We start from the raw sequence: 24,100 nt of genomic DNA, 5'->3' as shown, positions 1-24,100 counted from the left end.
CTATTTTTGTTTATATTATTGTTTGCTTTTAGGTGAAAAAACATGATTGGTGGAAAAAGGAAATGTTGGTTGGTGGTAGATTCGGCCTCTTTTTGTACCAGTTTGGGGAAGGTTTAATTTTGGTAGAAATGATGTGGTCGATCTCGAAGATGGCAAGAGAAGAAATTTCCGGATTTCAGGATTGCTAAATGAGGTTTTAATCAGCAAGAAGTAATCGTTAATACCATTAATGGATGCTTCTTTTGAAAATAAGAGACATTCAGGGCATATCCATTTTGACCTTCTATAATCCATGGGGACGTATAAACATCTTGGACATTGCACTCCTGTGATTAATTCGTCTTCTGTAATTTGAAAAAAATTAAGAATATCAATTTTTTGAGGAGTGTGTTGTTTTTTTAAAAGGTTAATCATTTGATTAAGATGCTTTTGATTTAACTTTTTTTCAGTATACTTTTCCTCTAATTCATCTACTTTTTTTAATAAATCATAAGCTCTGATGACTTTTTGCGCTGCTTCTTGATAACCTTGCTGGATAATAATTTCAGTTGATGGTTTACAAACTGTTATAAGATTTTCGATGGGGACAGGAGGTATTTTAAATTTTTCAAATAAATATCTTAATAAAATTTTATGTCGATTTACTTGGGCAACTGGATTTTCATAAACATCTCTATTGTCCCCATATTCATGAATCAATTGATTTATTTCGAAGCGTAACGTTCCAGAATGGTTTTTAGCATCAAGGATTAATATGAATTTATTTGAAAGTAGAAGCGTGTCAATTTGGAAGAAAGTATTACCTATGGGGAGGCGGAGCCCGTAAAAAATATGATATTTGTGTTCTGGAATTTGGTCCAGATAATATTTGATTGTTTTTTCTCCATTGTACCCGGATCTTAAAATTCTAATTTTGGCCTTTACATCCTGCATCTTTCTATGATTATCTGCTATCCGTCTTTCTAAAGTCTCAGCTTGTAGTAAAAAGGTGGGTGGGGTGAGTTCCATTTCAATCAAGATTTATTCCTCCTTTGTATTTAATAGTATATTTTCAATAGAAATCCTAATCCACCTCCACTTTTTCAGTAGTTGTTATGACATTTTTGTGTCTATTTTTGCTCCTAGGGAAGTTTCCCACAAAATTTAGAATAATATCTGGGAATCAGCCACAAAATCCGTATCTTTATTACATATTTTTTGGCACTTACTACATATTTTCAGACTCTTACTACATATTTCACAGAACTTACGACATTTCCTGGATATTATTTGGTAATCTCCTCAAACTTCAGATACTTATTACATATTTTTTGGCACTTACTACATAATTTTGGGCACTTACTACATATTTTCAGACTCTTACTACATATTTTACAGAACTTACGACATTTCCTGGATATTATTTGGTAACCCCTCAATCTTCAGATACTTATTACATATTTTTTGGCACTTACTACATAATTTTGGGCACTTACTACATATTTTCAGACTCTTACTACATATTTTCAGACTCTTACTACATATTTTCAGGCTCTTACTACATCTTTTACGAAACTTACGACATTTCCTGGATTTTTAACCCATATACCTTTTTACAAACTACTTCTCCAGAAACAAAAAAGGATAGACGCAATATCTCACATCTATCCTCACAACACTATATCCTTATTTAAAAACCGGTTCTTTAAACTGGGCTAATTTTTCTAAGGAAGATTTATCTACGTCGGCGTGCAAGCTGTTTCCGTGCGAGTCCATGGTTACTACGGCTGTGAAGCCCTCTACACGCAGATGCCACATTGCTTCCGGAATACCGAATTGCATTAAATCGACACCTTCAACAGATTTGATGCAATCTGCGTAATACTGAGCCGCACCGCCAATGGCATTAAGGTACACGCCTCCATGCTCTTTCAAAGCAGCCAGTGTTTTCGGCCCCATGCCGCCTTTACCAATGACAGCGCGGATTCCGAACTTCTTCATGATATCGCCTTGGTAAGGTTCCTCACGAATACTTGTTGTCGGACCCGCAGCTTTAACATGCCACTCACCAGCGTCATCCTTTAACATAACCGGACCGCAATGATAAATAACTTGTCCATTTAAATCAACTGGTGCCTCGTGATCACTTAAATACTTATGAATTGCATCACGGCCTGTGTACATCATGCCGTTAATTTGAACGACATCTCCAACTTTAAGGGCACGGATCTGTTCTTCGGAAATTGGCGCCTCAAGCGTGATAACATCCTCAGATGTAGCTGCCGTTTCCTTCGCTGCCTCTTCCTCAGCAAAATCAATGAATTCCCCGTCTTGGTACATCCATTCGTTAATTTCGCCTGTTTCCGCGTTCACACTTACACCTAAACGGCGGAATGCCCAGCAATTGTAGGCAACCGACACATAAAAGCTTGCTGGAATACGATTCATCACACCGACTTTACACCCTAAAAGAGTTGCCTCGCCGCCAAAGCCCATGGTGCCAATTCCTAATTTATTTGCATTTTCCATAACATACTCTTCTAACTTGCGAAGTTCTTCATTTGGGTTCACATCTTCAACGGAACGAAATAGTTGTTCTTTGGCTAAATCATATCCAGAGGAACGGTCGCCGCCAATCCCAACGCCAATAAAGCCAGCACTGCAGCCTTGTCCTTGTGCTTGATATACGGAATGCATGACACACTTACGGATTCCATCTAGGTCACGTCCAGCGCGGCCAAGACCGTCTATTTCACATGGTAGGCTGTATTGAATGTTTTTATTTTCACAACCGCCGCCTTTTAAAATAAGACGAACGTCGATATAGTCTTTTTCCCATTGGTCAAATTTGATAACTGGCACCCCTGCACCAAGATTATCACCACTATTTTCACCTGTGAGTGAATCAACCGAGTTCGGGCGTAATTTTCCTTCTTTTGTTGCTAAAACAATGGCATTGCGAATCGCTTCTTTAATTTCTAACTGGTTTACACCAACTGGCGTTTTGATTTTAAAGGTTGGTAAACCGGTGTCCTGGCAGATCGGTGACACTTGATCGTCAGCCATTTTGATATTGTTTGTAATCGTCGCAAGGCTCATCGCCGCACTTGTTCCAGCATTTTCTATTTCCTTCGCCCTTTTAACGGCCCGGCGTACATCCTTAGGAAGTTTTGTTGATGTTTCTACGACTAGCTTGTACATGCTTTCTTGAAATTTAGAAATATTCAATTCGAGTACCCCTCTCCCTATGTTCCCCAATAATCTTTTTCAATTTTCAACGTTTTTGCACGTTTATATTATACTCCTATACCCTCTAGAATTAAAGGATTAGCTTGCAACCGTTGCCATGTTAATCGGAAAAAAAACCATGTAAATTTTGGATAAGGAAACTCACCTCCCTCCAAAATAAAAAAAGAGCCTGTTGATTAAACAGACTCACTCACTTCGCGATTATTAAATTCTCTGCATTTTGATTCCATATCATCTAACATTGAAATTAAGCGGTCAATATCTTCAAGATCCGTATCTTCAGGATCAATGGCATCGAGCACGTCAATGAACATGTTTAAACGTTGTTTTAAAAAATTCACTTGTGTATTTTTATCTTCAATTGGATTACCCAAACTGATTCACTCCTTTTCGTTAACGTTCTCATCCTACCGAAAAATTTATACTTTGACAATCGATTATTATTATTTTGCCCTATTTTTAAAAAATAAAAAGACTCCTTTACGGAGGAGTCCTCAACTTTAAAGTCATCTTGGTCTTTCAGATGCAGCAAATCCAAAGGAAACATAATCCTGTACAGGAATCCATGCACCAATCCCTTGGGACGTGACATTTTTAATTACGATAAACTTTTTGCTTCCTTTTAGCATTAAGTAGACTTCACCGTAGGTTACTTTTCCTTTTTCATTCACACCTGGTGCATAAGCGTATAAGTAGCCTAGGCGGTTAGGAGGGATGTTATAAATATGATCATTCTTTGTTCCTGCTCCAATAATCGTATCAAACGAAAGTGGAAGATTCGTTTTTTCCATCGCCTTTAATAGCATCATTTTTTTCACATCTTCGGCATTGGCGATTTTAGCCGTTAGACCGCCTCTGATGATTTTTTGCGACTCCTGAACATACTTAATCTGATACGGCACTTTACCGCCACGATTATCGAAATAATTGGTGTTTATTTTTTGGAACTCCCAATTCGGGGAGGTTTCGGTTGATTCGTAATTCAAGGGCCACTGGCCTAAGTAAACGATAGCGCGATAACCAATCGCAAATGGTGTGCTATTAATACTCGATTCATTCAACATCCGGATTAAATCAGGATTTTCAATTTTGACCTTTGAAGAATTAATCAACTTCTTAGTTAATTCACTTGGTTGCAGTAATGGCAGATCCTGTGTCGAATTCGGATAAGTATTTTCCTTGGTGATATTCCGAACCGAAGCTGGGACTTGATATTTAACCGAGACTTTTTTCACCGGAACCTTTTGTGCATACCCTGACGGAATAAAAGTTAACATTAATAGCAGTGTCAAAAGAACAGAGACATTTCTCTTCACGAGTTAAACTCCTTTCACTAATAGCATTAATCAGTCTGATAGTAGTTTTTTCGGAGTTGATATATTTTATCCATCCAAGCAAGTAATTTCATTATTTCGCCTGAAGACGGACCATTAATTTTTCAAAAAATGGAAAAAACAGTTGAATGGCAGGCCCTACCGTAAAGGTGATAATTATGGTCCCGTATGAAATAGGCCCATGCAGAAAAAATGCAGGAATTAAGGCTGTAATTTCCCCAATCGTTTTTGCAACCATTAAATTAACATGAAAACGTTCCTTGATTGCCAACATAAAATTATCGATTGGACTTTGTGGGAACTTAGCCTGAATATAAATGGCTGCACCAAATCCAATAATCAAGATGCCCATCATTAACATCCCAATTTTCCCCATAAGTTGGTTGACTTGAAATAAATCAAAAACAGTGTCTAGCCAAAAATCAACTAAGGAACCAATAATAATAATAGTTAGTAATGAAAGCAGATCCGGTCTTTTTTTTAATAAAAGAGAAACTACGATGACTAAAACCGCTCCATCAATCATCACCCATTTTCCCACTGATAACCCAACCTTTTCAGTTAGGATTACATTAAGTGCATCCCATGCTCCTACACCTATATCGGCTACTTCAATGGTCATACATACTCCGAAAGTCATAATAGCTAAACCTAAAATAAAAAATAAAAACCTAATTAATAATTTCATTTGTGGCTCCTTTTAGGGGAAAAGTAACATAAATGTAATAATCAGAACATTTACAAAATTAAAATTTCGTTATATAATATACTTAATCTATCAAGTAAGGAGGGCTGTAATCAATCTGCTACCCATTTACCTAATTAATATTAAGGAGGTTGGGATTCCCGTCTTATATGAGATTCAACACTCGTGTTCATGTATCTAAATAAACATGAAGGTTGGTGATTGATGGCCCAAAGAAAAGCGATTGATACTTAACCCTACAAAAAAGATATTTTATTATGATAGTCCATGCAAGATGATTAACTCCGTACATGGAAGAATTTAAAAATAGTATATATTTCAAAGGAGACTCTAAACCATTAGGCTTAGAGTCTCTTTAATGTAAATTAGAGTAAGTAAAAACCAATTCCCATAATCAAATAGGCAGCCAGTAAAGTTAACCCTTCAAACCAATTGGTTTCTCCATCGTTAGAGATAACAACCATAAGGAGAACCGATGAAACCATTGCAATTAATTCCTGCCAGCTGAAAAGAAGCGGCATCGTGGTATCAAAGAAAAGAGAGATCAGAACAAGTACAGGTAAGACGAACATAGCCACTTGTAAGGTAGAACCAATTGCGATTTCCACCGCAATATCCATTTTGTTTTTAAATGCCATCACTATAGCCGAAGCGTGCTCTGCTGCATTACCAACAATTGCCACGATAATTACTCCGATAAATAATTCAGACCAACCAAGAGTATCCCCTACATATTCAAAGGTATGAACAAGACGCTCGGAAATGTATGCGACCGCCAATGTAGCGATGAAAAGAACGGCGATGGCCTTTCCTTTTCCCCATTCTGGTACTTCTTCCTCATGAGCCACTTTTTCAGTACTGGGCTGATACACGCCTCGATGGGTAACCAACTTAAAAAATAAGGCCGCTAGATAAAGGACAATCAGAATGACTGATATGCCAACACTTAAGGAAAGTGTTTTTGTCTCATTCATATTTATCGAAAAAACCTCTGGAATAACAAAGGCGATTATAACAGCAAACATAAGCAGTCCCGAATTGTGACGTGCATCGTACACATTAAATGTCTGCCTCTTAAATTTTAATCCTCCAATAAAGAAAGATAGTCCTGCCACAAGTAGTAAATTGCCTAACACGGAACCCGTTAATGAGGCAAGAACAATACCAACAAGTCCTGCCTTCAACGAAAAGATAGAAATAATAAGCTCAACCGCATTTCCAAACGTGGCATTTAACAAACCGCCTATCCGTGGCCCCGCCACAATCGCAAGACTTTCTGTTGCCCTCCCCATATAACTGGCTAATGCAACAATGGTTAAACAGTAAATAATAAATAAGATGATATTTGACCAATGCATGAGCGAGCCAATAACTGAAAGTGGCACCCCAATAAGTGTCATAAGCATAAAAATCTTGTTCACCGTATTCCCTCCAAATTCTCGGATTTCTAATATATATATTTTTTCCTTTTGTACCCTAATTTACCTAAACTAATCATAAAAGTCTAGGGAGTTTGTTCACTTGCAAATGGCGGATTTTCTCGTTACCATCATTTAGGAACTATTTAAAAATATTTGAATGAGGAAGTTCTATGAATAAAAATAACCTTCGTTTTTGGATTCTTGTTAGTATTGTTGCCATATCTGGTTTTTCGCAAGGCATGCTGTTGCCGCTTATCGCAGTAATTTTTGAAAAAAGTGGCGTTTCACCTTCATTAAATGGCTTAAATGCTACTGCACTTTATATTGGAATTCTACTTGTGTCCCCTTTCATGGAAATGCCTCTCAGAAAATACGGTTATAAACCGGTTATTATCTATGGTGGCGGGATCGTAATTGTTTCACTTGCTTTATTTCCATTATGGGAGACATTTTGGTTTTGGTTTGCTCTCCGATTACTGATTGGCATTGGCGATCATTCCCTCCATTTTGCCACACAGACTTGGATTACTTCCTCCTCCCCAGCTGCAAAGCGGGGACGTAATATTTCTCTGTATGGTCTGTTCTTCGGGATTGGTTTTGCCTCCGGGCCATTAATGACACCATTAGTAAACGTAAATCAATCACTGCCCTTTATTGTTTCCTCGATTTTATGTTTTATTGGTTGGGTCTTTGTTTTTACTCTTAAAAATGAACTGCCTGAACAAGAAGTTGGTATCAATTCATTTCTAGCCACAATCAAGCAGTTTAGAAAGGCATTAAAATTTGGATGGGTTGCTTTATTACCTCCATTCTCCTACGGCTTTTTAGAATCCTCCTTAAACGGAAGTTTTCCTGTCTACGCATTAAGAATGAATATAGATGTATCCAGTGTTTCAATGGTGTTATCTGCTTTTGCAATCGGCAGTGTCCTTACCCAGCTTCCGTTAGGAATTATTAGTGATAAGGTTGGGCGTAGAAATATCTTAATAACTATATTATTTCTTGGATTTTTCAGCTTTACAGCTGCTAGTTTTCTTGTGCATTCCTTTATTGGGCTGTTTGTAGCTTTCCTCATTTCTGGGATGATAGTCGGTTCGACCTTTTCGCTTGGCATTAGTTACATGACAGATTTAGTTCCAAAGAACCTACTACCGACAGGAAATTTGTTATGCGGCATCTTTTTTAGTCTTGGAAGCTTATGTGGTCCAATCATCGGGGGATTGTTCATTAAATTCTCTCAAAATGTGAGTTTCTTCTATATCATTAGTACAATGCTATTGACCCTATCAATCATCATCTTTGCTTTTGGAAAAAAGACTTTATTGGTTTTCGAACAACAAAATTCTTAATGGAAGATTGTGGAGCAAATTCATATCTAATGCATAAAATATGTGGTAAGATGAAAGAAAATAAAGATAAAATTAAGAATTGTTGCTGTCATCCTTTTGATGACAGCTTTCGTATTTTTTAAGGGGATTGATTTTGATTATTCTTATCAACTAGGAAATTGAGAGGGGGAGATCCTATGAATTCAGAAGCAAAGACTCTAACAAAGAGTATTCACAAAGTAGGTTTCTTAGAAAAAATCAAACCGCATGCAGAATTGATTGCTGCTGGATTAAGCGGTGGATTCATTGCTGCTGGCTGGATATTGGATAAGTACGGAAATGGAGCAGATTCCATTATTGCTTACCTGCTGGCATTTATCATTGGCGGGTTTGCCAAGGCTAAAGAAGGCATAGAAGCCACCTATGAAAATAAAGAATTAAATGTGGAAATGCTAATGATTTTTGCTGCCATAGGTTCAGCAATTATTGGTTACTGGACAGAGGGTGCCGTTCTAATTTTCATTTTTGCTGTAAGTGGAGCATTAGAAACCTATACCATGAATAAAAGTCACAAGGAAATTTCCTCTTTAATGAAGCTTCAGCCAGAAGAAGCCTTGCTTATCTCAAATGGTTATGAAAAAAAGGTTCCTGTTTCAGTGCTCCGTGTCGGTGATTTTATTTTAATTAAGCCTGGGGAACGTGTCCCTTCTGATGGAATCATCATCAAAGGACAAACGAATATCGACGAAGCTGCAATAACCGGCGAATCCATGCCTGTCTCAAAAGGAACTGAGGAAGACGTTTTCGCGGGTACCGTTAACATGACTGGTTCAATTACTGTTAAAGTGACAAAAGCGAGTCATGATACCCTCTTTCACAAAATCATACAGCTTGTTCAATCAGCTCAAAGCGAGAAATCTCCCTCACAGCTGTTTATTGAACGTTTTGAAGGAGCCTATGTAAAAGTTGTCCTATCCGTTGTTTTATTAATGTTTTTCCTTCCCCACTTTATGTTAGGCTGGAGTTGGCAAGAAGCCTTCTACAGGGCAATGATATTATTGGTGGTTGCATCCCCTTGTGCACTTGTTGCTTCTATTATGCCGGCCACTTTATCCGCCATCTCAAATGGAGCGAGACATGGGATATTGGTAAAAGGTGGGGTTCATCTTGAAAATTTAAGCCATCTAGGGGCAATTGCCTTTGATAAAACGGGAACACTTACCAAAGGGAAACCAGAAGTAACTGAAGTGATTGTTAAGGAAGGACTTGATCGAGAGGACCTTATTTGGAAAGCAGCTTCAATTGAAAGCCATTCTAACCATCCGCTTGCAACCGCGATAGTGAATTATGTTAAATTAAGCATTAATAAGGATCTCCTTTATCCAGAAAGTCTTGAGGATGTACCAGGCTGGGGTGTTAAAGCGACAATTAACGGTGAGCAGTGGAAAATTGGTAAGGCTGCCTTTATTGGCAATAATCATGTTGACAAGTTTGCTGAAGGTAAGGCAAAGGATCTTGCAAGTCTTGGCAATACACTTGTATACATTGAAATAAATGGTAAACTGAGTGCGATCATTGCCATGAAGGATGTAGTTCGCAAGGAAACAAAACTTGCCATTGATCATTTAAAAAAGCAAGGTATTCATACGGTCATGCTTACTGGGGATAGTGAAAAAACAGCACGAGCGATTTCCTCTGAAAGCCATGTAGATGAATTTTTCGCCGAATGCTTACCTGAAGTAAAAGTAGAAAAACTTAAGGATTTGAAAGAAAAGTATAAAACTGTGGCAATGGTAGGTGACGGGATTAATGATGCACCCGCGCTAGCAATTGCCAATGTCGGTATTGCCATGGGCGGAGGAACTGATGTTGCCCTTGAGACTGCTGATATTGTCCTAATGAAAAATGATTTGCCGCGAATTGCCGAGGCCATCGATCTTTCCAAACGCATGAATAGAATCATTAAACAAAATGTGGTTTTCTCTATAACTGTAATCATGATCTTGATCTCATCGAATTTCTTTCAGATGCTCGATTTGCCATATGGAGTAATCGGTCATGAAGGCAGTACCATTTTAGTCATTCTAAATAGTCTTCGATTGCTTAAATAGGAAAAACCGGATGAACATTCATCCGGTCTTTTTATTTTCATATGGGATTTAACCCATTAGTGATAGCCATTCGAGCCGTTCGCAGACCCCGAAGTTTTATTTCCTTTACTACCTTTACCTTTTTGCTTTGTACCGCCATCTTTTTTAGTCTTCTTTGTCATAATAAGAACCTCCCTGAAGTTAGTTTGCCTTCTATCTTAGTTTGAACAGATGGGCTATTTTCATGAAGGAAACTATTAGCAATTCTTACGATTCTTTTCACTATAAAAAGCGTTAATTTCTCCACCTAATATAATAATAAATGCCGATATGTATAACCAAATCATTAAGACAATAATTGCCCCTATACTGCCATAGGTGAGCGAATAATTACTGATATTTCCAACGTAAAAGGTTAATCCAATCGAGGAAATAATCCAGCCCACGGTAGCAAAAGCTGCCCCTGGAAAGGCACTCCGGCATTTTATTTTTACGTTTGGTGCAATCCAATACAATCCTGTAAAAATGAGAAACAAAATAATCGCACTAACTAGCCAGCTTAATGTGTCCCATACCTTAATAAATTCTGTCGTGTAGCCCATTTGAGAAAATAAAAAAACACCTATTTCTCTGCCGAATACAGGAAGAACAATCGCCAGAATTAAAACAAAGATCATACCAAAAGTTAAAAGAATAGCCATCCCTCTAGAGACAATAAACGAGCGGCTTTCCTTTACATTATATGCCTTATTAAAAGCCTTCACAATCGCATTAATACCGTTCGATGACGACCAAATCGTACCGATGATCCCGAACGATAACAACCCGCCATTCCGATGATTCATTATGTCATGGACGTTCTTTTCAATTAGGTCCATGGCCTCGACAGGTGCAAAATCCCTTACGATCCCAAGCATATCCTGATGGGGAATTGGAATATATGGAAGGAGCGTAAATAAAACAATCAGGAGCGGAAATAGGGACAGTAGAAAATAATATGCTAGCTGTGCACTTAATCCAGGTAGATCATCTTCATCGACCCGGTGCCAAAGTAATTTTAATAAAGATGAGCGAACATTCCCCACCTTTTCCATTTCCATCCTCCTTTTTAATGAATTTTTTTTTCTTCTCCTAACACTTCTTCAAAAAGGAGTGCTTCGTCACTTTTTGAGAATGTTTCCTTCGTTTCTTTTAAAATGTCCGTTACCTGAGGTGTTATCTCTCGTAATTCTTCCACTTTATCTGTTATATAAGATATATCCTCACTGACTTGCTTAACGGTTGTCTTTAATTTTTCTGCAGTTTCCTTCACCTTATCAGTAATCTCTCCTGGATTTTTCATGATATAGGTAACCTTAGTAGTGGTTTTTTGTACGTTTTCTTTCATCACTTCACGTGTTTGTTTATCTAAAAGGCTGATTGCCCCGCCAGCAAGTGCTCCAAGTAACATTCCGCGCCAAAATTGATTTTTCTTTGTCATGTTAACCTCTCCTTTAATCTTAATTATTATTATCATCAATAATACCCGATGATAATAATACCAAAACCCTCTTTTATTTATTTTGCTTCATAGAGGATGGCCACGCAAGTCCAACTGATACTTTTATCCATTTTTTTGGCTAAATTAAATTGGGGGGCGTTCCTAGGAATTTTTTATTGACATATAATTTTCAACATGAAAAGATGGACATAATAATTCGCGGAAAGGGTGACCCAAATGAACTTATCAGAAAAATCAATTGAGAATGTCGAATATATGATTGAGCAAATAAAGGAAAAGCTAAAGGTTTTAAACCTTGGAGCCATAAAACCTTCGCATTTTGATGAAGAAATGTACGAGGAATTAAAAGAGATTTATGATATGGTCCTTAGAAAAAATTCATTTAGTCCTAATGAAATGCAGGCCTTAGTAGAAGAGCTTGGAAGCCTCCGAAAAAAATAAGCTAAAAACCCGTTATTGCACATAACGGGTTTGTTTTTATTCCTGTTCAGTTAAGATGACAGGTCCATCCTTTGTAATCGCAAGTGTATGTTCGTATTGTGCTGAATATTTCCCATCAATGGTCCTTGCCGTCCAGCCATTGTTATCCATCTTCGTTTGGTATCTACCTACATTAACCATGGGTTCAATTGTAAAGACCATACCTTCTTTAATTCTTGCGCCTTTTCCTGGCAGTCCGTAGTGCGGAACATCCGGCTTCTCGTGTATCACTGCTCCAATCCCATGACCAATAAAGTCTCGAACAACAGAAAAACCTTCGCTTTCAACATAGGTTTGAATTGCGTGCCCGATATCCCCGATTCGATTGCCGACAATCGCCTGTTCTATCCCTTTATAGAGTGCTTCCTTTGTAACATTTAATAAACGTTCGGTTTCCTCAGATACCTTTCCTACTGCGTAGGACCAAGCGGAATCAGCCAAGGCACCATTGTAATTGACAACCATATCCACTGTCACAATGTCCCCATCTTTTAAAGACTCCTTCCTTGGGAAGCCATGGCATATTTCGTCATTTATGCTTGCACAGGTTGCATATTCATAACCCTTATAACCCTTTTGTTCTGGTGTCGCTCCATTTTTCTTAAGAAATCCTTCAACAAATTCATCGATTTCCCAAGTGGTTATACCTGGTTTGATTAATTTTCCAATTTCTTTATGACAAGCTGCAAGTATTTCTCCTGCCTTTTTCATTGCTTCAATTTCACGTTGTGATTTAAGGACAATCATTTTAGGAGGGTCCCCTTCCTTTTTGTTTATTTTTATGTATAATATTCAAAATTGTTATTCGTCTAAAAGCCATCCTTTTAGTGAATTATACAATTGACCACTATTGGCAACAATATTAATATTAACCCTATCCTGTTAATTTTTCAAAAATACTTTATTGGTGAAACTTTTTCTCGAAGTTCATATTTTTGTCATATTCCTTTGTTCTTAATATGGTACTTTTCTATTCTTTTTGATAGAATTAATGTAAAGTGAATAATAATTAGGTGTGTGAGAATTATGATCGGTGATCGCGTAAAAAAATTCCGCTTAGAAAAGAAAATGTCACTTTCCGAACTTGCTGCTCAAGCAGGCGTGGCAAAATCTTATTTAAGTAACCTTGAAAATAACAAACAAGAGAATCCTTCTATAAAGTTTCTTGAAAAAATTGCAGTTGTCTTAAATATACCTATTGATCATTTAATACATGAAGAAGTCAATAAAGCGGAATTAGACATTGATTGGATGAATCTTGTCAAAGATGCAATGAATTCTGGTGTTTCCAAAGAACAATTTCGTGATTTTCTTGAATTTAACAAGTGGCGTATTAATCAAAACGACGATAAATAATAACCTGTGAAAAGGTCTTTTTCAATTTGAACAAAGAAAAGCATTCTACAAATACTCCCATTTGTAGAATGCTTTTTTTATTTATGTACACTGTCGTTCCGTGATTAACTCATAACCTCTTGTTGGCTAAGGAAGTCACGAACTGCTTTTATGGATAATCCCAAGTCTTTTGCTTCTAATATGAGTTCCATCCATTCTTGATCGATTACTTCTACTTCACTTTTTGTAATAACCATTTTTCTCACTCCTAAAATACATTGTGTATTCCAGGTAGCCCGGCCATCGTAACAAGTCATACTTGCCTTAGATCCTCGGCTTTGCGTCCCTGCTTTTCAACAGGTTTGCCTTTTTCTGATACTAATACAACTTAAGTATGACTGTATTAGCTTATCGTTCTTATGTGATAGGTCGATTTACTTAATCCTCATTGATATTATATCTAGTGCTATTTTAGTAGGGTGTTGTAATTTGTCGTATTATTTTAATTTTCACACATTTCTTTCTAACAAATTATGCCAAACATCTACAAAAATATCCCAATTACAGCTTAACCCCTGCTGGGTATGTCTTAGACCGCATGTGTAAACCAGATCCCCCGAAAGATAAAGCTGGTGAAGAGTGAATCTATTTATAGATTCCACTTTCAGACAGCTTTTTCTTTTTTAATAGTAATTATTTTCACTCCAATCAGGGAATGCTACTTTTGATGACGAAAGGAGTGTTGAATTTGGCACGTGGAGAACATTTTGAACATAAAAAGAAAAACCACCCAGGTAATTTTCCAAAAGACAGTTTAACAGAAAAGCATGCGAAACAAGCAATTGGGGACGAAGAATTTTTAGTGGTAAGGGAAGCCTTTAAAAATCGAGTGGAAGATGAGGATGAATATCGAGGAGATACTGCTCGTTTACTAAATGACCAGACAGAATAAAAGGCGTGAGCACTTCACGCCTTTTTATATCCCTAGAATTCGCCTTTTTCCACACTTAAATTTCTAATAAAATGTGAAAATTCAACTGCTTTAAGCCAATTAGCTGCTTTTTCGATGTCCTTGGAAAACACCCTGTCTTGTTTAATCGAAGCTACCTGTTCGCGGCCTTTATCATAAAACCCCCTGGTATAAGATGCCATTTTTTCGATCCCGCGAATTTCAACCGCCTGCATGGCACAAATTAGTTCAATTGCGATAACTCTGCGTGCGTTCTGGATAATTTGATAAGCATGCCTAGAAGCAATTGTTCCCATACTTACATGATCCTCTTGATTTGCGGAAGAGGGAATCGAGTCGACACTGGCAGGATGTGCGAGTGTTTTATTTTCTGAAACAAGCGCTGCTGCCGCATATTGCATAATCATTGCACCCGATTGCAAACCAGGTTCAGGACTTAGGAAAGCCGGTAAATCATTTAGCTGTGGATTAACTAATCTTTCAATTCGTCTTTCCGAGATATTTGCTAGTTCCGCTACGGCAATCTTCATAAAATCCATCGCAAAAGCTATGGGCTGTCCGTGGAAGTTCCCCCCAGAAATCACCTTTTCTCCATCATCAAAAATTAATGGATTATCCGTTGCTGCATTCATTTCGATCTCTAATTTTTCTTTCACATAATCCAAGGCCTGCCAAGATGCCCCGTGAACTTGTGGAATGCAGCGGAGAGAATAAGCATCTTGAACCCGTAACTCGCCCTGCTGTGTTGTCAATAAACTATCGCCTAAATAACGACGAATTCTCGCTGCTGTGTCAATCTGCTGTTTGTATCCCCTTGCGACATGAACTTCTTCTGCAAATGCATCGATAATTCCGTTTAACCCTTCCATTGTCATTGCAGCAATCAGCTCACTTTCATGTGCTAACTGTTCTGCCTCCAAGTAACCAATAACACCCATTGCTGTCATCGCTTGAGTACCATTAATTAGAGCTAGACCTTCTTTTGCTTCCAATGTTACGGGTAGAATTCCTTCTAACTGGAGCGCATCAAAAGCATCGATTTGCTTACCTTTGTAAAATACCTCTCCTTCCCCAATTAGAACTAAGGCAAGGTGAGAAAGCGGGGCTAAATCACCGCTCGCACCAAGGGAACCTTGCTGTGGGATGACAGGAATGATATCTTTATTCACTAACTCTAATAACTTTTCAATGACAATAGGTCTGACTCCAGAAAAGCCCTTTAGTAGTGCGTTAGCCCGAAGAAGGACCATGGCTTTAGAAACAATTTCCGGAAAAGGTTCACCTACCCCGCACGCATGGGAACGAATTAAATTAAGCTGCAGGTCTTGAACATGACTCTTATCGATAAGTACATCGCTGAATTTTCCAAATCCAGTCGTAATTCCATAAACTACCTTTGATTCTGAAACAATTCTTTCTACTGCTTCACGGCTCTTCTTGACGGCTTCCATACTCTTGTCTGAAGCATTAACCTTTTGCTTGCCATATAATACATCTTTCATCTGCTCTAATGTTAAGCTTCCACCTGTAAGTGTGATCATTTTGTCCCTCTCCTCTACCACTGTAGTATAATAAAGAAAGAGGCTGGATTCCGAATCTATTTGATTTGGAGTCCAGCCTCTTTTATGATTAATTGATCGAATATTATTAGATGCCACATGGGATCATTCCATTCTTTAACTATCTTATTGCTAATTATTGTATGTGATGAAAAGCTTATCTGTCAATTTAATTTTCTGAATTTTAGCACGATAACACTTTAGTACGATAATAATGAAAAGCGGAATCGCCGGTTTAGCGGCGTATGAGCTACAACGATTTAAAATAAAGGAAAGTTCCGTTATACTATAAAAAGGTCAAATTGGATTTACCCGAAAGGAGTAATTATGAAATCTCTCGTACTTGCAGAAAAGCCAAGTGTGGCTCGTGAACTTGCTCGTGTCCTTGGCTGCAATCAAAAACATAAAAGCTATATGGAAGGCAATCAATATATTGTCACATGGGCCCTTGGACACTTAATCGAATTAAAAATGCCCGAGCATTATGACACGAAATATAAAACATGGAATTTGGAAGATTTACCGATCATTCCACAAAAAATGGGCTTGATGGTCATGAAGCAAACAAACCATCAATTCCGTGCCATTGAAGCGTTATCCAAACGGAAAGATATTAACGAATGCATCATTGCAACGGATGCAGGTCGTGAAGGCGAACTGGTTGCCCGCTGGATTCTTGAAAAGCTCCACTGGAACAAACCTTTAAAAAGATTATGGATTTCTTCACAAACAGATAAGGCTATAAAGGATGGGTTCAAACAATTAAAACCAGGCAAACAGTTTGAGGACCTCTACCATTCAGCAGTTTGCCGAGCAGAGGCGGATTGGTTAATTGGTCTAAATGTGACAAGAGCATTGACCACCAAATACAAGGATCCTCTATCTGCAGGTCGGGTTCAAACCCCTACGCTTGCACTTGTTCTTGAGCGTGAGCAGCAGATTCAATCCTTTGTACCAAAGGAATATTGGACTATTCGGTCAGAAATCGGCCCGCTTTCAACTGATTGGGAACGAGACAATGAAAAGCGCATTTTCGATAAAGTAAAAGCGGAAGCGATCCAATCGAATATCAATGGGAAAAAAGCTGCACTTGAAAAAATTGAGCGAAAGAAAAAATCAGAGCCGCAGCCTCTACCCTATGATTTAACAGAGCTACAGCGTGATGCCAATAAGCGATTTGGTTTTTCTGCAAAAAAGACTTCAACCGTCTTACAGCGTCTTTACGAGCAATACAAATTGGTTACTTATCCAAGAACCGATTCACGCTATTTAACAACAGATATGATGAACACAATGACAGACCGCCTGCAAGGAATGGCTTCTGGATATAGAGATGAAGTCCGCCCTCTTCTTGCAAATAGGGGTATTGTGCTTGCCAAACGCGTTTTTAACAATGAAAAGGTAACGGATCACCATGCCATTATTCCTACGGAACAACGTCTGAATCTTAGTGAGCTCGATTCAGACGAAAGAAAACTATACGATATCATTGCCAGACGTTTCTTAGCCTTGTTTTTACCTGCTTATGAATATGAAACCATTCAGGCTACCTTCAAGGTCGAAGGTGAGACATTTACAGCAAAAGAGACGAATGTTATCGATTTGGGCTTTAAGAAAGTCTTAGGAAAAGAAGATACCGAACATGCTGTAACAGGCCTGCAAAGAATAGCCCAAGGTCAGTCCTTTACGGTAAAAAATAGCTCCATCAACCAAAAATGGACCGAACCACCGCAGCGTTATTCTGAAGCGGATGTTCTAGCTCAAATGGAGAAATTTGGTTTAGGAACCCCAGCAACCAGAGCTGAAATTATTGAAAGACTTGTGGAAACAGAAGTCGTTGAACGGCAAAATGGACGCTTTCATCCAACGAAAAAAGGCAAACAACTAATTGACCTTGTCAATGATGAATTAAAGTCACCAGAACTGACGGCCAAATGGGAGCAGGAACTGGAACGAATCTCAAAAGGAAAGGCAGACCCAAAAGCCTTTTTACAAAAAATTCGCCGTCAAACAGAGCAACTTGTTTCCGAAATTAAAAAAAGTGAAAAATCCTATCGTGCCCACAATTTAACTGGTTCTAGATGTCCGGAATGCAATGAATTCTTAAAGGAAAGAAATACAAAGGATGGGAAAATTCTTGTTTGCTCAAGTCCTGAGTGTTCTTACCGGAAAAGAAAGGACCCGAAGCTTTCCAATCGCCGCTGTCCACAGTGCCATAAAAAAATGGAGATTCATGATGGGAAGGCAGGCGCCTACTTCCAATGCCGCCGTTGCAATGTGGTTGAAAAAGCAGAAGACAAGAAAAAAGCTGTCAATAAGAAAGAAGCACAAAAACTTGTCCAGAAATATACGCAAAAGGAGGATTTTGGAACAAGCTTAGGTGATTTACTGAAACAAGCCTTAAAAAATCAAGACTAACCATAATGGTAAGCACAATCCATGTGCTTACCATTTTTGTTGTATGTTCTTCCAGTTAGATAATATGATGGTATGATCAAAAACTATGGTTGGACATTTTCCGTCATAGCGATTCTTGCTCTTTCAAGTGCTGGGATGTATTGGGTAATGTTTTATTCGTTTGAAAAGCAAAAAATAGGAACATAGATGTAAAAAAGGGTCAATAATTCATATAAAATTGTACTAAAATGTTCACATTTGCCTAATTTGTATTATAATTAACTTACAAAAGTTAATATTATTAGGGCGGTGGAAACAATGGAATTATCCCAGTTCATGGCTCCAACTTCATTGTCAGGAATTATTACATTTTTAGTCCTATTTTCCGCAGGTGTTTATTTTAATATAAAAGTGTACGGCAGCAAGATGCAGTAAAGATGAGAATCTTTACTGCTTTTTTGTTTTTATAAGACGGGCTCTTGCTTCATAGCTATTAGTTTCTTTTTCCAATTAATAACGCTACAATATAGGAAGATTCGGAAAAAGGAGACGTACATATGAGTGAATTTCAAAAAAAACTTGAAAAATATGCTGAACTAGCCGTTAAGGTTGGCGTAAATGTTCAGGAAGGTCAAACCTTAGTCGTTAACGCCACCTTAGATGCGGCCGATTTTGTTCGTCTGATTGTTAAAAAGGCATACGAAACTGGTGCACAAAATGTCATCGTTAACTGGCACGACGATACCGTTACGAGAACAAAATATGACTTAGCTCCCGATGAGGCTTTCCTTGAGTACCCTGTTTGGCGTGCCAAAGAAATGGAAGATCTAGCAGATCAAGGTGCTGCCTTTATGTCGGTTATTTCCACTAGCCCTGATTTGCTAAAAGGCGTGAATCCAGAACGGATTGCCAACTTCAATAAAGCTGCAGGAAAAGCACTGGCGAAATATCGAAAGGCTGCACAATCAGACAAGGTAAGTTGGACTGTTATCGCAGCTGCTTCACCGGCATGGGCAGCTAAAGTTTTCCCAGATGAGCCTGCTGAAAACCAAGTAAACAAACTTTGGGATGCGATTTTCAAAGCCGTGCGTGCAGACGTTGAAAATCCAGTAGAAGCTTGGAAAAAACATGATGAAACCCTTCATGAAAAAGTTCATTATTTAAATGAAAAAAAATACCAAAAGCTTCATTACACTGCTCCTGGTACAGATTTAACGATTGAACTTCCGGAAAAACACATCTGGGTGGGCGCAGGCAGTAAGAATGAAAAAGGCTTCGAGTTTATGGCAAACATGCCGACCGAAGAAGTGTTCACTGTTCCGTATAGAACAGGTGTCAATGGTACAGTTGCTAGCACCAAGCCTTTAAGCTATGGTGGAAATATTATTGACCGCTTTTCGATTACGTTTGAAAATGGAAAAATTGTTGGGGTAAAAGCAGAAGAAGGCGAAGAAATCCTTAAGCGTCTTGTCGATACAGACGAAGGCTCACATTATCTTGGTGAGGTCGCACTTGTACCATATAACTCACCAATTTCCCAATCAAATGTCCTTTTCTTCAATACATTGTTTGATGAAAACGCCTCAAACCATTTAGCGATCGGCAGTGCCTATGCTTTTTGTATTGAAGGCGGCAAGAAAATGTCTTCCGAAGAATTGAAAGAGAACGGTCTGAACGAAAGTATTACCCATGTCGATTTCATGATTGGTTCCACGGAGATGGACATCGATGGAATTACTGCTGATGGAAAAACAGAACCCGTATTCCGAGGCGGAAACTGGGCTTTCTAATCTATGCACAAAAAGAGCAGGCTCCCTGCTCTTTTTTCTATGGTGAAAAAATAATGGCTCCCTCCTTTTCCTTTGCAACTTTTTCACGCATTTTATTCAACTGTTCAATTGGATCCTCAGGTACGACTTTTCCTATTAAATCAATAAGACCGAGTGATTTTAATAAACCCTCTTCCCAGCTTTGAAGTTTTTTTGTCAGTGATGTGTCACCTCGGCAGACACTACTCAATAATATTTTCTTTTCAATGGCTTCATCAATTAGAGACAAGGCCAGTTCCTTATTGATTACTCCCTTTGCATCCTCCATTTGTTCACAAACGGATTTTACAATCTGTTCCACCTTTTCCGTAGTTCCGCTGACAATTGGGTCAAGCGACTTTGTTACAGGCTCAAGTGGGTTCAAAACCGTCTCAAGCTTTTTTGTTACAGACTCGAGCGGTTTCAAAACTGGCTCAAGTGGTTCTGTTACTAGTTCTAAAGGCTTCACTATTGGCTTGAATGGGTCTACTATCGGTTCCAATGGTTTTGGAACCGTTTTCAATGGATTGGTCATGACTTCAATCACATCTTCAACCGGTTCAGTGATTTTTCCAATCGCATCAGATGACTCCACTATTTTGGAACCCTCTTCACACGTGAGAGGCATATGTCCACTAGAAATTTTATCAAGCTCTTTATCCAATTGATGAAGTGGAAGAGAGCTTAAATCTTGAATAATTTTCAACCTTCCTGGCTTGGGTGCAGATGATTGACCGGAAACCGTATTAAGAACTAACTGCTTAATAATAATATTCTCGGATTCCATAAAATGAGCCACCATGACCACCTGCTCCATCCCAAGCTCTGGAACAGTTTCTGATGCCTTTACACAAGCCCCTTTAAACACAATAGCCGATGTATCAACCGTCATATTCCTTACACTAACAGGTCCATTTGCTTTTAAACTAATACTTACAGGACCCTTTGGGGAATTTACCTGCTTGGTTAATTTCATTCCATAAATGATTGCGGATTTATAATGAAACCGCAGCATTAGTTTACCACTATTTGTAGAGGTATCTTGTTTAATAATGTTTGCAGTCATACCCGAACCAACGACTCGGTCTGCCTCAATTACAAAACCATCTGTAGTTTGTTCTTCCGCTTTTACTGCTCCACCATTAGTGAAAATTGTTAAAATTATCAACGGGAGACATAAGCTTAATAAGATCAGCTTGCTTAACCACATATTTTGATCTCCTTTAGAAAGTCTGGGCCGTTTTTTCTAGATCAGTTGGGGGTGATTCTTTTACTTTCACTGGTCCAAGCCGCCATGCCATCAGCGATGCCCCGCCGATAATTCCAATTAGCGTGCCAATAAGGAACCCACCTAATGCTCCAATAACAGAAAGTATGGATAGAAAAATAGTAAAGATTCCTAGAATTTTAGAAGCATTAGGAAAGAATAAGGCCACAATTCCAATCAATGTAAGTAGTCCGCCAAAAAGTAAGCCTATGATAGCTATCGACCCTGGAAGGAATGTACTTAAATACAGGTTTAATGGCACCCATAAAATCATGACTCCGCTGATTATTGTGATCAAAGCACCCCACAGCGGCCGGCTTTTTCGCCATTTAGTAAATCTCATCTATTTTCCTCCATTTCTTATTTCTTATTAATCTTTTCAACTGTCAGTCTCATCCCGTTCATATTAATCGTTCTCTGAAACAGATAGTGTGTTTTCAGCTTTGCATGCTCTAAGGTAATTTTCGATGAGGTTTGTTGGAATTGTTTTTGCCAATCATCGCTATGATTTTCTTTTAGCGCTAAGTTTTGGAATTTTGCATCCGCTTCAATAAGACCTGCATCGTGTTGTAATCCGGTAATCTGTACAGGTTTGGAGGCCGTAATCTTGACTCGAATCCATTGCCCGCCAACCTTGAAATCCTTGTATAATTGCAAATTATCAATTGTCAAATTTTCTATTAAATTTGTGCCTTGTGGAGCCGAATCTTCGCTGCTTGTTTCACCCATTTTTGGAAAAAAGGTGTAGCCATTCCCCTCCAATTTATCAAACTCTACATAAAAGTCACCCACACCAGCAATTGGGACAGCGTATGCTACCCCCGAGATTCCAAATGAGACTAATAACAGCGCTAATACCAGAATTCCCGACCCTAAAGCTGACCAGAAAACTCTTTTACTTGTCATCCCCTCAACAAGCTGAATTGAACTTTCCATAAACACCCTCCTACTTTCTGAATTTTATAATAATATTCTTTTTAATACCTTACTACGGTTATTTCACCACCACAATCACGAAATATATCGTATTAAAACTTGTACCCCGTCAAATGTCGGGTACGGATTACTACTACGGACATATTGAAAAATATTCCACCGAAGAATATAAAAACGGATATTGGTGGAGGTGGTACCAACATGGAGCACAAGGTGGAGCAGCTTATACAAAAGGGACTATCTATTCTTATCGGGCTTAGTGAACCATTCATGAAAGAATGGAAGGAAGTTCTATCCACATTAAAATACAGAAAGGACAGTTTAGTTGATGAATTTACTGTCATCATCCAGATTGCCTTCGAACAAGTATTTAACGATAAAATCCCTAGTGTAGACTCCTTCATCCTTTCCCTGCTTTCTGAATGGAAAAATCGTTTCGCCACCAAATATGATGAAAACGAGACGATATTTTTGTTAACAACGATTGAAAATATATTTCACAGGCTATTATCTGAAAATAAAGCTTCCACATTTCTCGATCATCAGGCAGTCCAATCTTTTTTTTCGAGAATACTTGACCAGACATTGTTAACACAAGACATAGAAGATCGGAATGAGAAATGGGTAAAAACAATTATCGCTACTAACGTCATTCCAATGGATTGGATAGCTGTCATTAATAAGGGACAGGATGATTATCAGGTGGATAGTGTGGTCTGTTCTGAACTAACTCAAGTAGCTAGCCCTTTAATTGAAATGTCCAAAGGTTTAAAGGCTAATCAAATAGACCACTTATCAACCGCAATTGCTAGACTATTAGGAACAGGAAGCGACGGGGCTTCCATTGTACAAATCCCTTGTTTGAATGACACCCTGTTAATCGGGCTGCAACGTGAAGACTTTCCAGTCAGCAATCATGAAATTGACTTTATTAGAGGGATGTATTTACGCCAGCTAAAACTACATCATCTTGAAAGTAAGATGGAATGGAAAGATGCATCACTACTCTTCTTACAGCACTTGTTACGAACCCGAGGTGCGGATGAGGCGGTTAAGGCGATAACTAAGGGTTTAGTCGAATATATGCCCTTTAATCGCTGTGCCCTATTTATGTATAATCACTACGAGGACAAAGGAGTCGGAGTTTCTGGATATAATGTAAGCAATCCCACTATTCAGCAGATTAGGGAAGAATTAATTAAGATCCCCTTACTAAAGAAATATTTACATTTATTAAATCATTCTCAGCCCCTTTATTTTGCTGATGCTGCTGAAGTGTTACCGAACAAATATGTCCAGGAATATAAATTAAAGTCACTAGTGGTATTACCAATATTTGTTCCAACAAAAAACAAACTGATCGGTATTGCCCTTTTGGACAAAGGGGAAGAGTCTCAATTTGAAGTTTCTATTCAAACCTTGGCCACATTAATAAAATTTGGTCATTATGCTGGGGAATTACTTTACTCTATTGGAGATGAGACACTTCAACAATTTGGGAACTCAAATGGCGTCTTAACACAACGTGAGAAAGAGGTTTTAAAATTGATCGCCGAGGGTGCATCTATCAACGAGGCTGCATCGATTCTTCATCTAAGCAGCTATACGGTTCGTGATTATGTTTCTATAATCATCCAAAAATTAGCTGCAAAAAACCGGATTGATGCAGCTGTAAAGGCGATTAAGATGAACTTAATTTCATAATACATGGTTTGCTATTATATGTGATGAAGGTTACAA

The 24,100-nt window shown here is 38.3% G+C and carries 22 protein-coding genes and 1 riboswitch; of the genes, 8 read left to right on the top strand and 14 right to left on the bottom strand.

The window, feature by feature from the left end; genetic code table 11:
- Positions 1 to 15 precede the first annotated feature (15 nt).
- The 6 genes from J7E77_RS14945 to cax all read right to left on the bottom strand — a co-directional run bounded on the left by J7E77_RS14945 (position 16) and on the right by cax (position 6,674).
- Positions 16 to 1,008: a nuclease-related domain-containing protein gene (locus J7E77_RS14945; protein WP_251026960.1), complete on the bottom strand. Its 993-nt coding sequence runs from the start codon at positions 1,006 to 1,008 to the stop codon at positions 16 to 18.
- A 657-nt stretch (positions 1,009 to 1,665) separates the two neighbouring features.
- Complete coding sequence (locus J7E77_RS14940) at positions 1,666 to 3,207, bottom strand: fumarate hydratase (RefSeq protein ID WP_285290571.1); 1,542 nt, start codon at positions 3,205 to 3,207, stop codon at positions 1,666 to 1,668.
- A 197-nt stretch (positions 3,208 to 3,404) separates the two neighbouring features.
- Positions 3,405 to 3,602, bottom strand: coding sequence for an SE1561 family protein (locus J7E77_RS14935; protein WP_088085809.1), 198 nt, complete (start codon positions 3,600 to 3,602; stop codon positions 3,405 to 3,407).
- A 132-nt stretch (positions 3,603 to 3,734) separates the two neighbouring features.
- Complete coding sequence (locus J7E77_RS14930) at positions 3,735 to 4,505, bottom strand: YfkD famly protein (RefSeq protein ID WP_251026962.1); 771 nt, start codon at positions 4,503 to 4,505, stop codon at positions 3,735 to 3,737.
- 130 nt (positions 4,506 to 4,635) lie between these two features.
- Positions 4,636 to 5,250 carry a YczE/YyaS/YitT family protein gene (locus J7E77_RS14925; protein ID WP_214715350.1) on the bottom strand — a complete coding sequence of 205 codons (615 nt, stop codon included), beginning with the start codon at positions 5,248 to 5,250 and terminating at the stop codon, positions 4,636 to 4,638.
- Between the two features lie 383 nt (positions 5,251 to 5,633).
- Complete coding sequence (gene cax / locus J7E77_RS14920) at positions 5,634 to 6,674, bottom strand: calcium/proton exchanger (RefSeq protein ID WP_214715390.1); 1,041 nt, start codon at positions 6,672 to 6,674, stop codon at positions 5,634 to 5,636.
- 185 nt (positions 6,675 to 6,859) lie between these two features.
- Here cax and J7E77_RS14915 point away from each other — a divergent pair, with 185 nt between their 5' ends.
- Entirely contained in the window at positions 6,860 to 8,038 is a 1,179-nt protein-coding gene (locus J7E77_RS14915) for an MFS transporter (RefSeq protein WP_214715348.1), read from the top strand.
- Between the two features lie 176 nt (positions 8,039 to 8,214).
- Complete coding sequence (locus tag J7E77_RS14910; RefSeq protein WP_214715346.1) at positions 8,215 to 10,128, top strand: heavy metal translocating P-type ATPase; 1,914 nt, start codon at positions 8,215 to 8,217, stop codon at positions 10,126 to 10,128.
- A gap of 236 nt (positions 10,129 to 10,364) precedes the next feature.
- On the opposite strand, the gene J7E77_RS14905 is transcribed toward J7E77_RS14910, so the two are convergent.
- Complete coding sequence (locus J7E77_RS14905) at positions 10,365 to 11,201, bottom strand: YihY/virulence factor BrkB family protein (RefSeq protein WP_180247385.1); 837 nt, start codon at positions 11,199 to 11,201, stop codon at positions 10,365 to 10,367.
- A gap of 14 nt (positions 11,202 to 11,215) precedes the next feature.
- Positions 11,216 to 11,587 carry a YtxH domain-containing protein gene (locus tag J7E77_RS14900; RefSeq protein WP_214715344.1) on the bottom strand — a complete coding sequence of 124 codons (372 nt, stop codon included), beginning with the start codon at positions 11,585 to 11,587 and terminating at the stop codon, positions 11,216 to 11,218.
- A 237-nt stretch (positions 11,588 to 11,824) separates the two neighbouring features.
- Here J7E77_RS14900 and J7E77_RS14895 point away from each other — a divergent pair, with 237 nt between their 5' ends.
- Positions 11,825 to 12,049: a DUF1128 domain-containing protein gene (locus tag J7E77_RS14895; protein ID WP_066251264.1), complete on the top strand. Its 225-nt coding sequence runs from the start codon at positions 11,825 to 11,827 to the stop codon at positions 12,047 to 12,049.
- 36 nt (positions 12,050 to 12,085) lie between these two features.
- Here the strand turns inward: J7E77_RS14895 and map are convergent, their stop codons facing one another.
- Positions 12,086 to 12,835, bottom strand: coding sequence for a type I methionyl aminopeptidase (map, locus tag J7E77_RS14890; RefSeq protein WP_214715343.1), 750 nt, complete (start codon positions 12,833 to 12,835; stop codon positions 12,086 to 12,088).
- A gap of 279 nt (positions 12,836 to 13,114) precedes the next feature.
- Here map and J7E77_RS14885 point away from each other — a divergent pair, with 279 nt between their 5' ends.
- On the top strand, positions 13,115 to 13,444 hold the full coding sequence (locus J7E77_RS14885) for a helix-turn-helix domain-containing protein (protein WP_214715342.1): 330 nt from the start codon (positions 13,115 to 13,117) through the stop codon (positions 13,442 to 13,444).
- 104 nt (positions 13,445 to 13,548) lie between these two features.
- Here the strand turns inward: J7E77_RS14885 and J7E77_RS14880 are convergent, their stop codons facing one another.
- Positions 13,549 to 13,680 carry an anti-repressor SinI family protein gene (locus tag J7E77_RS14880; protein ID WP_214715341.1) on the bottom strand — a complete coding sequence of 44 codons (132 nt, stop codon included), beginning with the start codon at positions 13,678 to 13,680 and terminating at the stop codon, positions 13,549 to 13,551.
- 30 nt (positions 13,681 to 13,710) lie between these two features.
- Positions 13,711 to 13,800: riboswitch (cyclic di-GMP riboswitch) on the bottom strand.
- A 371-nt stretch (positions 13,801 to 14,171) separates the two neighbouring features.
- Here J7E77_RS14880 and J7E77_RS14875 point away from each other — a divergent pair.
- Positions 14,172 to 14,375, top strand: coding sequence for a hypothetical protein (locus tag J7E77_RS14875; RefSeq protein WP_088085800.1), 204 nt, complete (start codon positions 14,172 to 14,174; stop codon positions 14,373 to 14,375).
- Positions 14,376 to 14,407: 32 nt separating this feature from the next.
- On the opposite strand, the gene hutH is transcribed toward J7E77_RS14875, so the two are convergent.
- Entirely contained in the window at positions 14,408 to 15,934 is a 1,527-nt protein-coding gene (gene hutH / locus J7E77_RS14870) for a histidine ammonia-lyase (RefSeq protein WP_214715340.1), read from the bottom strand.
- A gap of 345 nt (positions 15,935 to 16,279) precedes the next feature.
- Here hutH and J7E77_RS14865 point away from each other — a divergent pair, with 345 nt between their 5' ends.
- Positions 16,280 to 18,370 carry a DNA topoisomerase III gene (locus J7E77_RS14865; protein ID WP_214715339.1) on the top strand — a complete coding sequence of 697 codons (2,091 nt, stop codon included), beginning with the start codon at positions 16,280 to 16,282 and terminating at the stop codon, positions 18,368 to 18,370.
- Between the two features lie 536 nt (positions 18,371 to 18,906).
- Positions 18,907 to 20,139, top strand: a complete 1,233-nt coding sequence (locus tag J7E77_RS14860; protein ID WP_214715338.1) for an aminopeptidase — start codon at positions 18,907 to 18,909, stop codon at positions 20,137 to 20,139.
- A 37-nt stretch (positions 20,140 to 20,176) separates the two neighbouring features.
- Here the strand turns inward: J7E77_RS14860 and J7E77_RS14855 are convergent, their stop codons facing one another.
- From J7E77_RS14855 to J7E77_RS14845, 3 genes are read right to left on the bottom strand one after another with little or no spacing between them, the layout of a single operon-like run.
- Positions 20,177 to 21,367: an exocyst complex component Sec6 family protein gene (locus tag J7E77_RS14855; RefSeq protein ID WP_214715336.1), complete on the bottom strand. Its 1,191-nt coding sequence runs from the start codon at positions 21,365 to 21,367 to the stop codon at positions 20,177 to 20,179.
- Positions 21,368 to 21,380: 13 nt separating this feature from the next.
- Positions 21,381 to 21,767, bottom strand: a complete 387-nt coding sequence (locus J7E77_RS14850) for a DUF6114 domain-containing protein (protein WP_214715334.1) — start codon at positions 21,765 to 21,767, stop codon at positions 21,381 to 21,383.
- A 17-nt stretch (positions 21,768 to 21,784) separates the two neighbouring features.
- A complete protein-coding gene (locus J7E77_RS14845) occupies positions 21,785 to 22,360 on the bottom strand; it encodes a DUF6230 family protein (RefSeq protein WP_214715332.1) in 576 nt (191 codons plus the stop codon).
- A 201-nt stretch (positions 22,361 to 22,561) separates the two neighbouring features.
- Between J7E77_RS14845 and J7E77_RS14840 the strand changes: the two genes are divergently transcribed.
- Positions 22,562 to 24,064, top strand: coding sequence for a LuxR C-terminal-related transcriptional regulator (locus tag J7E77_RS14840; RefSeq protein ID WP_214715330.1), 1,503 nt, complete (start codon positions 22,562 to 22,564; stop codon positions 24,062 to 24,064).
- The last annotated feature ends 36 nt before the right edge of the window (positions 24,065 to 24,100 follow it).

The sequence above is a fragment of the Bacillus sp. ISL-77 genome, from assembly GCF_018613105.1.
Note: the sequence above shows the minus strand (reverse complement) of the source record. Positions and strands in the feature narration are given on the sequence as shown.

Bases quoted from the DNA above. Each gene is read 5' to 3' on its own strand.
- J7E77_RS14910 (WP_214715346.1), top strand. From the start codon at position 8,215: ATGAATTCAGAAGCAAAGACTCTAACAAAGAGTATTCACAAAGTAGGT.
- J7E77_RS14925 (WP_214715350.1), bottom strand. From the start codon at position 5,250: ATGAAATTATTAATTAGGTTTTTATTTTTTATTTTAGGTTTAGCTATT.
- cax (WP_214715390.1), bottom strand. From the start codon at position 6,674: ATGCTTATGACACTTATTGGGGTGCCACTTTCAGTTATTGGCTCGCTC.
- J7E77_RS14865 (WP_214715339.1), top strand. From the start codon at position 16,280: ATGAAATCTCTCGTACTTGCAGAAAAGCCAAGTGTGGCTCGTGAACTT.
- J7E77_RS14885 (WP_214715342.1), top strand. From the start codon at position 13,115: ATGATCGGTGATCGCGTAAAAAAATTCCGCTTAGAAAAGAAAATGTCA.
- J7E77_RS14845 (WP_214715332.1), bottom strand. From the start codon at position 22,360: ATGGAAAGTTCAATTCAGCTTGTTGAGGGGATGACAAGTAAAAGAGTT.
- J7E77_RS14855 (WP_214715336.1), bottom strand. From the start codon at position 21,367: ATGTGGTTAAGCAAGCTGATCTTATTAAGCTTATGTCTCCCGTTGATA.
- J7E77_RS14930 (WP_251026962.1), bottom strand. From the start codon at position 4,505: ATGTTAACTTTTATTCCGTCAGGGTATGCACAAAAGGTTCCGGTGAAA.
- hutH (WP_214715340.1), bottom strand. From the start codon at position 15,934: ATGATCACACTTACAGGTGGAAGCTTAACATTAGAGCAGATGAAAGAT.
- J7E77_RS14905 (WP_180247385.1), bottom strand. From the start codon at position 11,201: ATGGAAAAGGTGGGGAATGTTCGCTCATCTTTATTAAAATTACTTTGG.
- J7E77_RS14945 (WP_251026960.1), bottom strand. From the start codon at position 1,008: ATGGAACTCACCCCACCCACCTTTTTACTACAAGCTGAGACTTTAGAA.
- map (WP_214715343.1), bottom strand. From the start codon at position 12,835: ATGATTGTCCTTAAATCACAACGTGAAATTGAAGCAATGAAAAAGGCA.
- J7E77_RS14850 (WP_214715334.1), bottom strand. From the start codon at position 21,767: ATGAGATTTACTAAATGGCGAAAAAGCCGGCCGCTGTGGGGTGCTTTG.
- J7E77_RS14840 (WP_214715330.1), top strand. From the start codon at position 22,562: ATGGAGCACAAGGTGGAGCAGCTTATACAAAAGGGACTATCTATTCTT.
- J7E77_RS14880 (WP_214715341.1), bottom strand. From the start codon at position 13,680: ATGGTTATTACAAAAAGTGAAGTAGAAGTAATCGATCAAGAATGGATG.
- J7E77_RS14860 (WP_214715338.1), top strand. From the start codon at position 18,907: ATGAGTGAATTTCAAAAAAAACTTGAAAAATATGCTGAACTAGCCGTT.
- J7E77_RS14900 (WP_214715344.1), bottom strand. From the start codon at position 11,587: ATGACAAAGAAAAATCAATTTTGGCGCGGAATGTTACTTGGAGCACTT.
- J7E77_RS14915 (WP_214715348.1), top strand. From the start codon at position 6,860: ATGAATAAAAATAACCTTCGTTTTTGGATTCTTGTTAGTATTGTTGCC.
- J7E77_RS14895 (WP_066251264.1), top strand. From the start codon at position 11,825: ATGAACTTATCAGAAAAATCAATTGAGAATGTCGAATATATGATTGAG.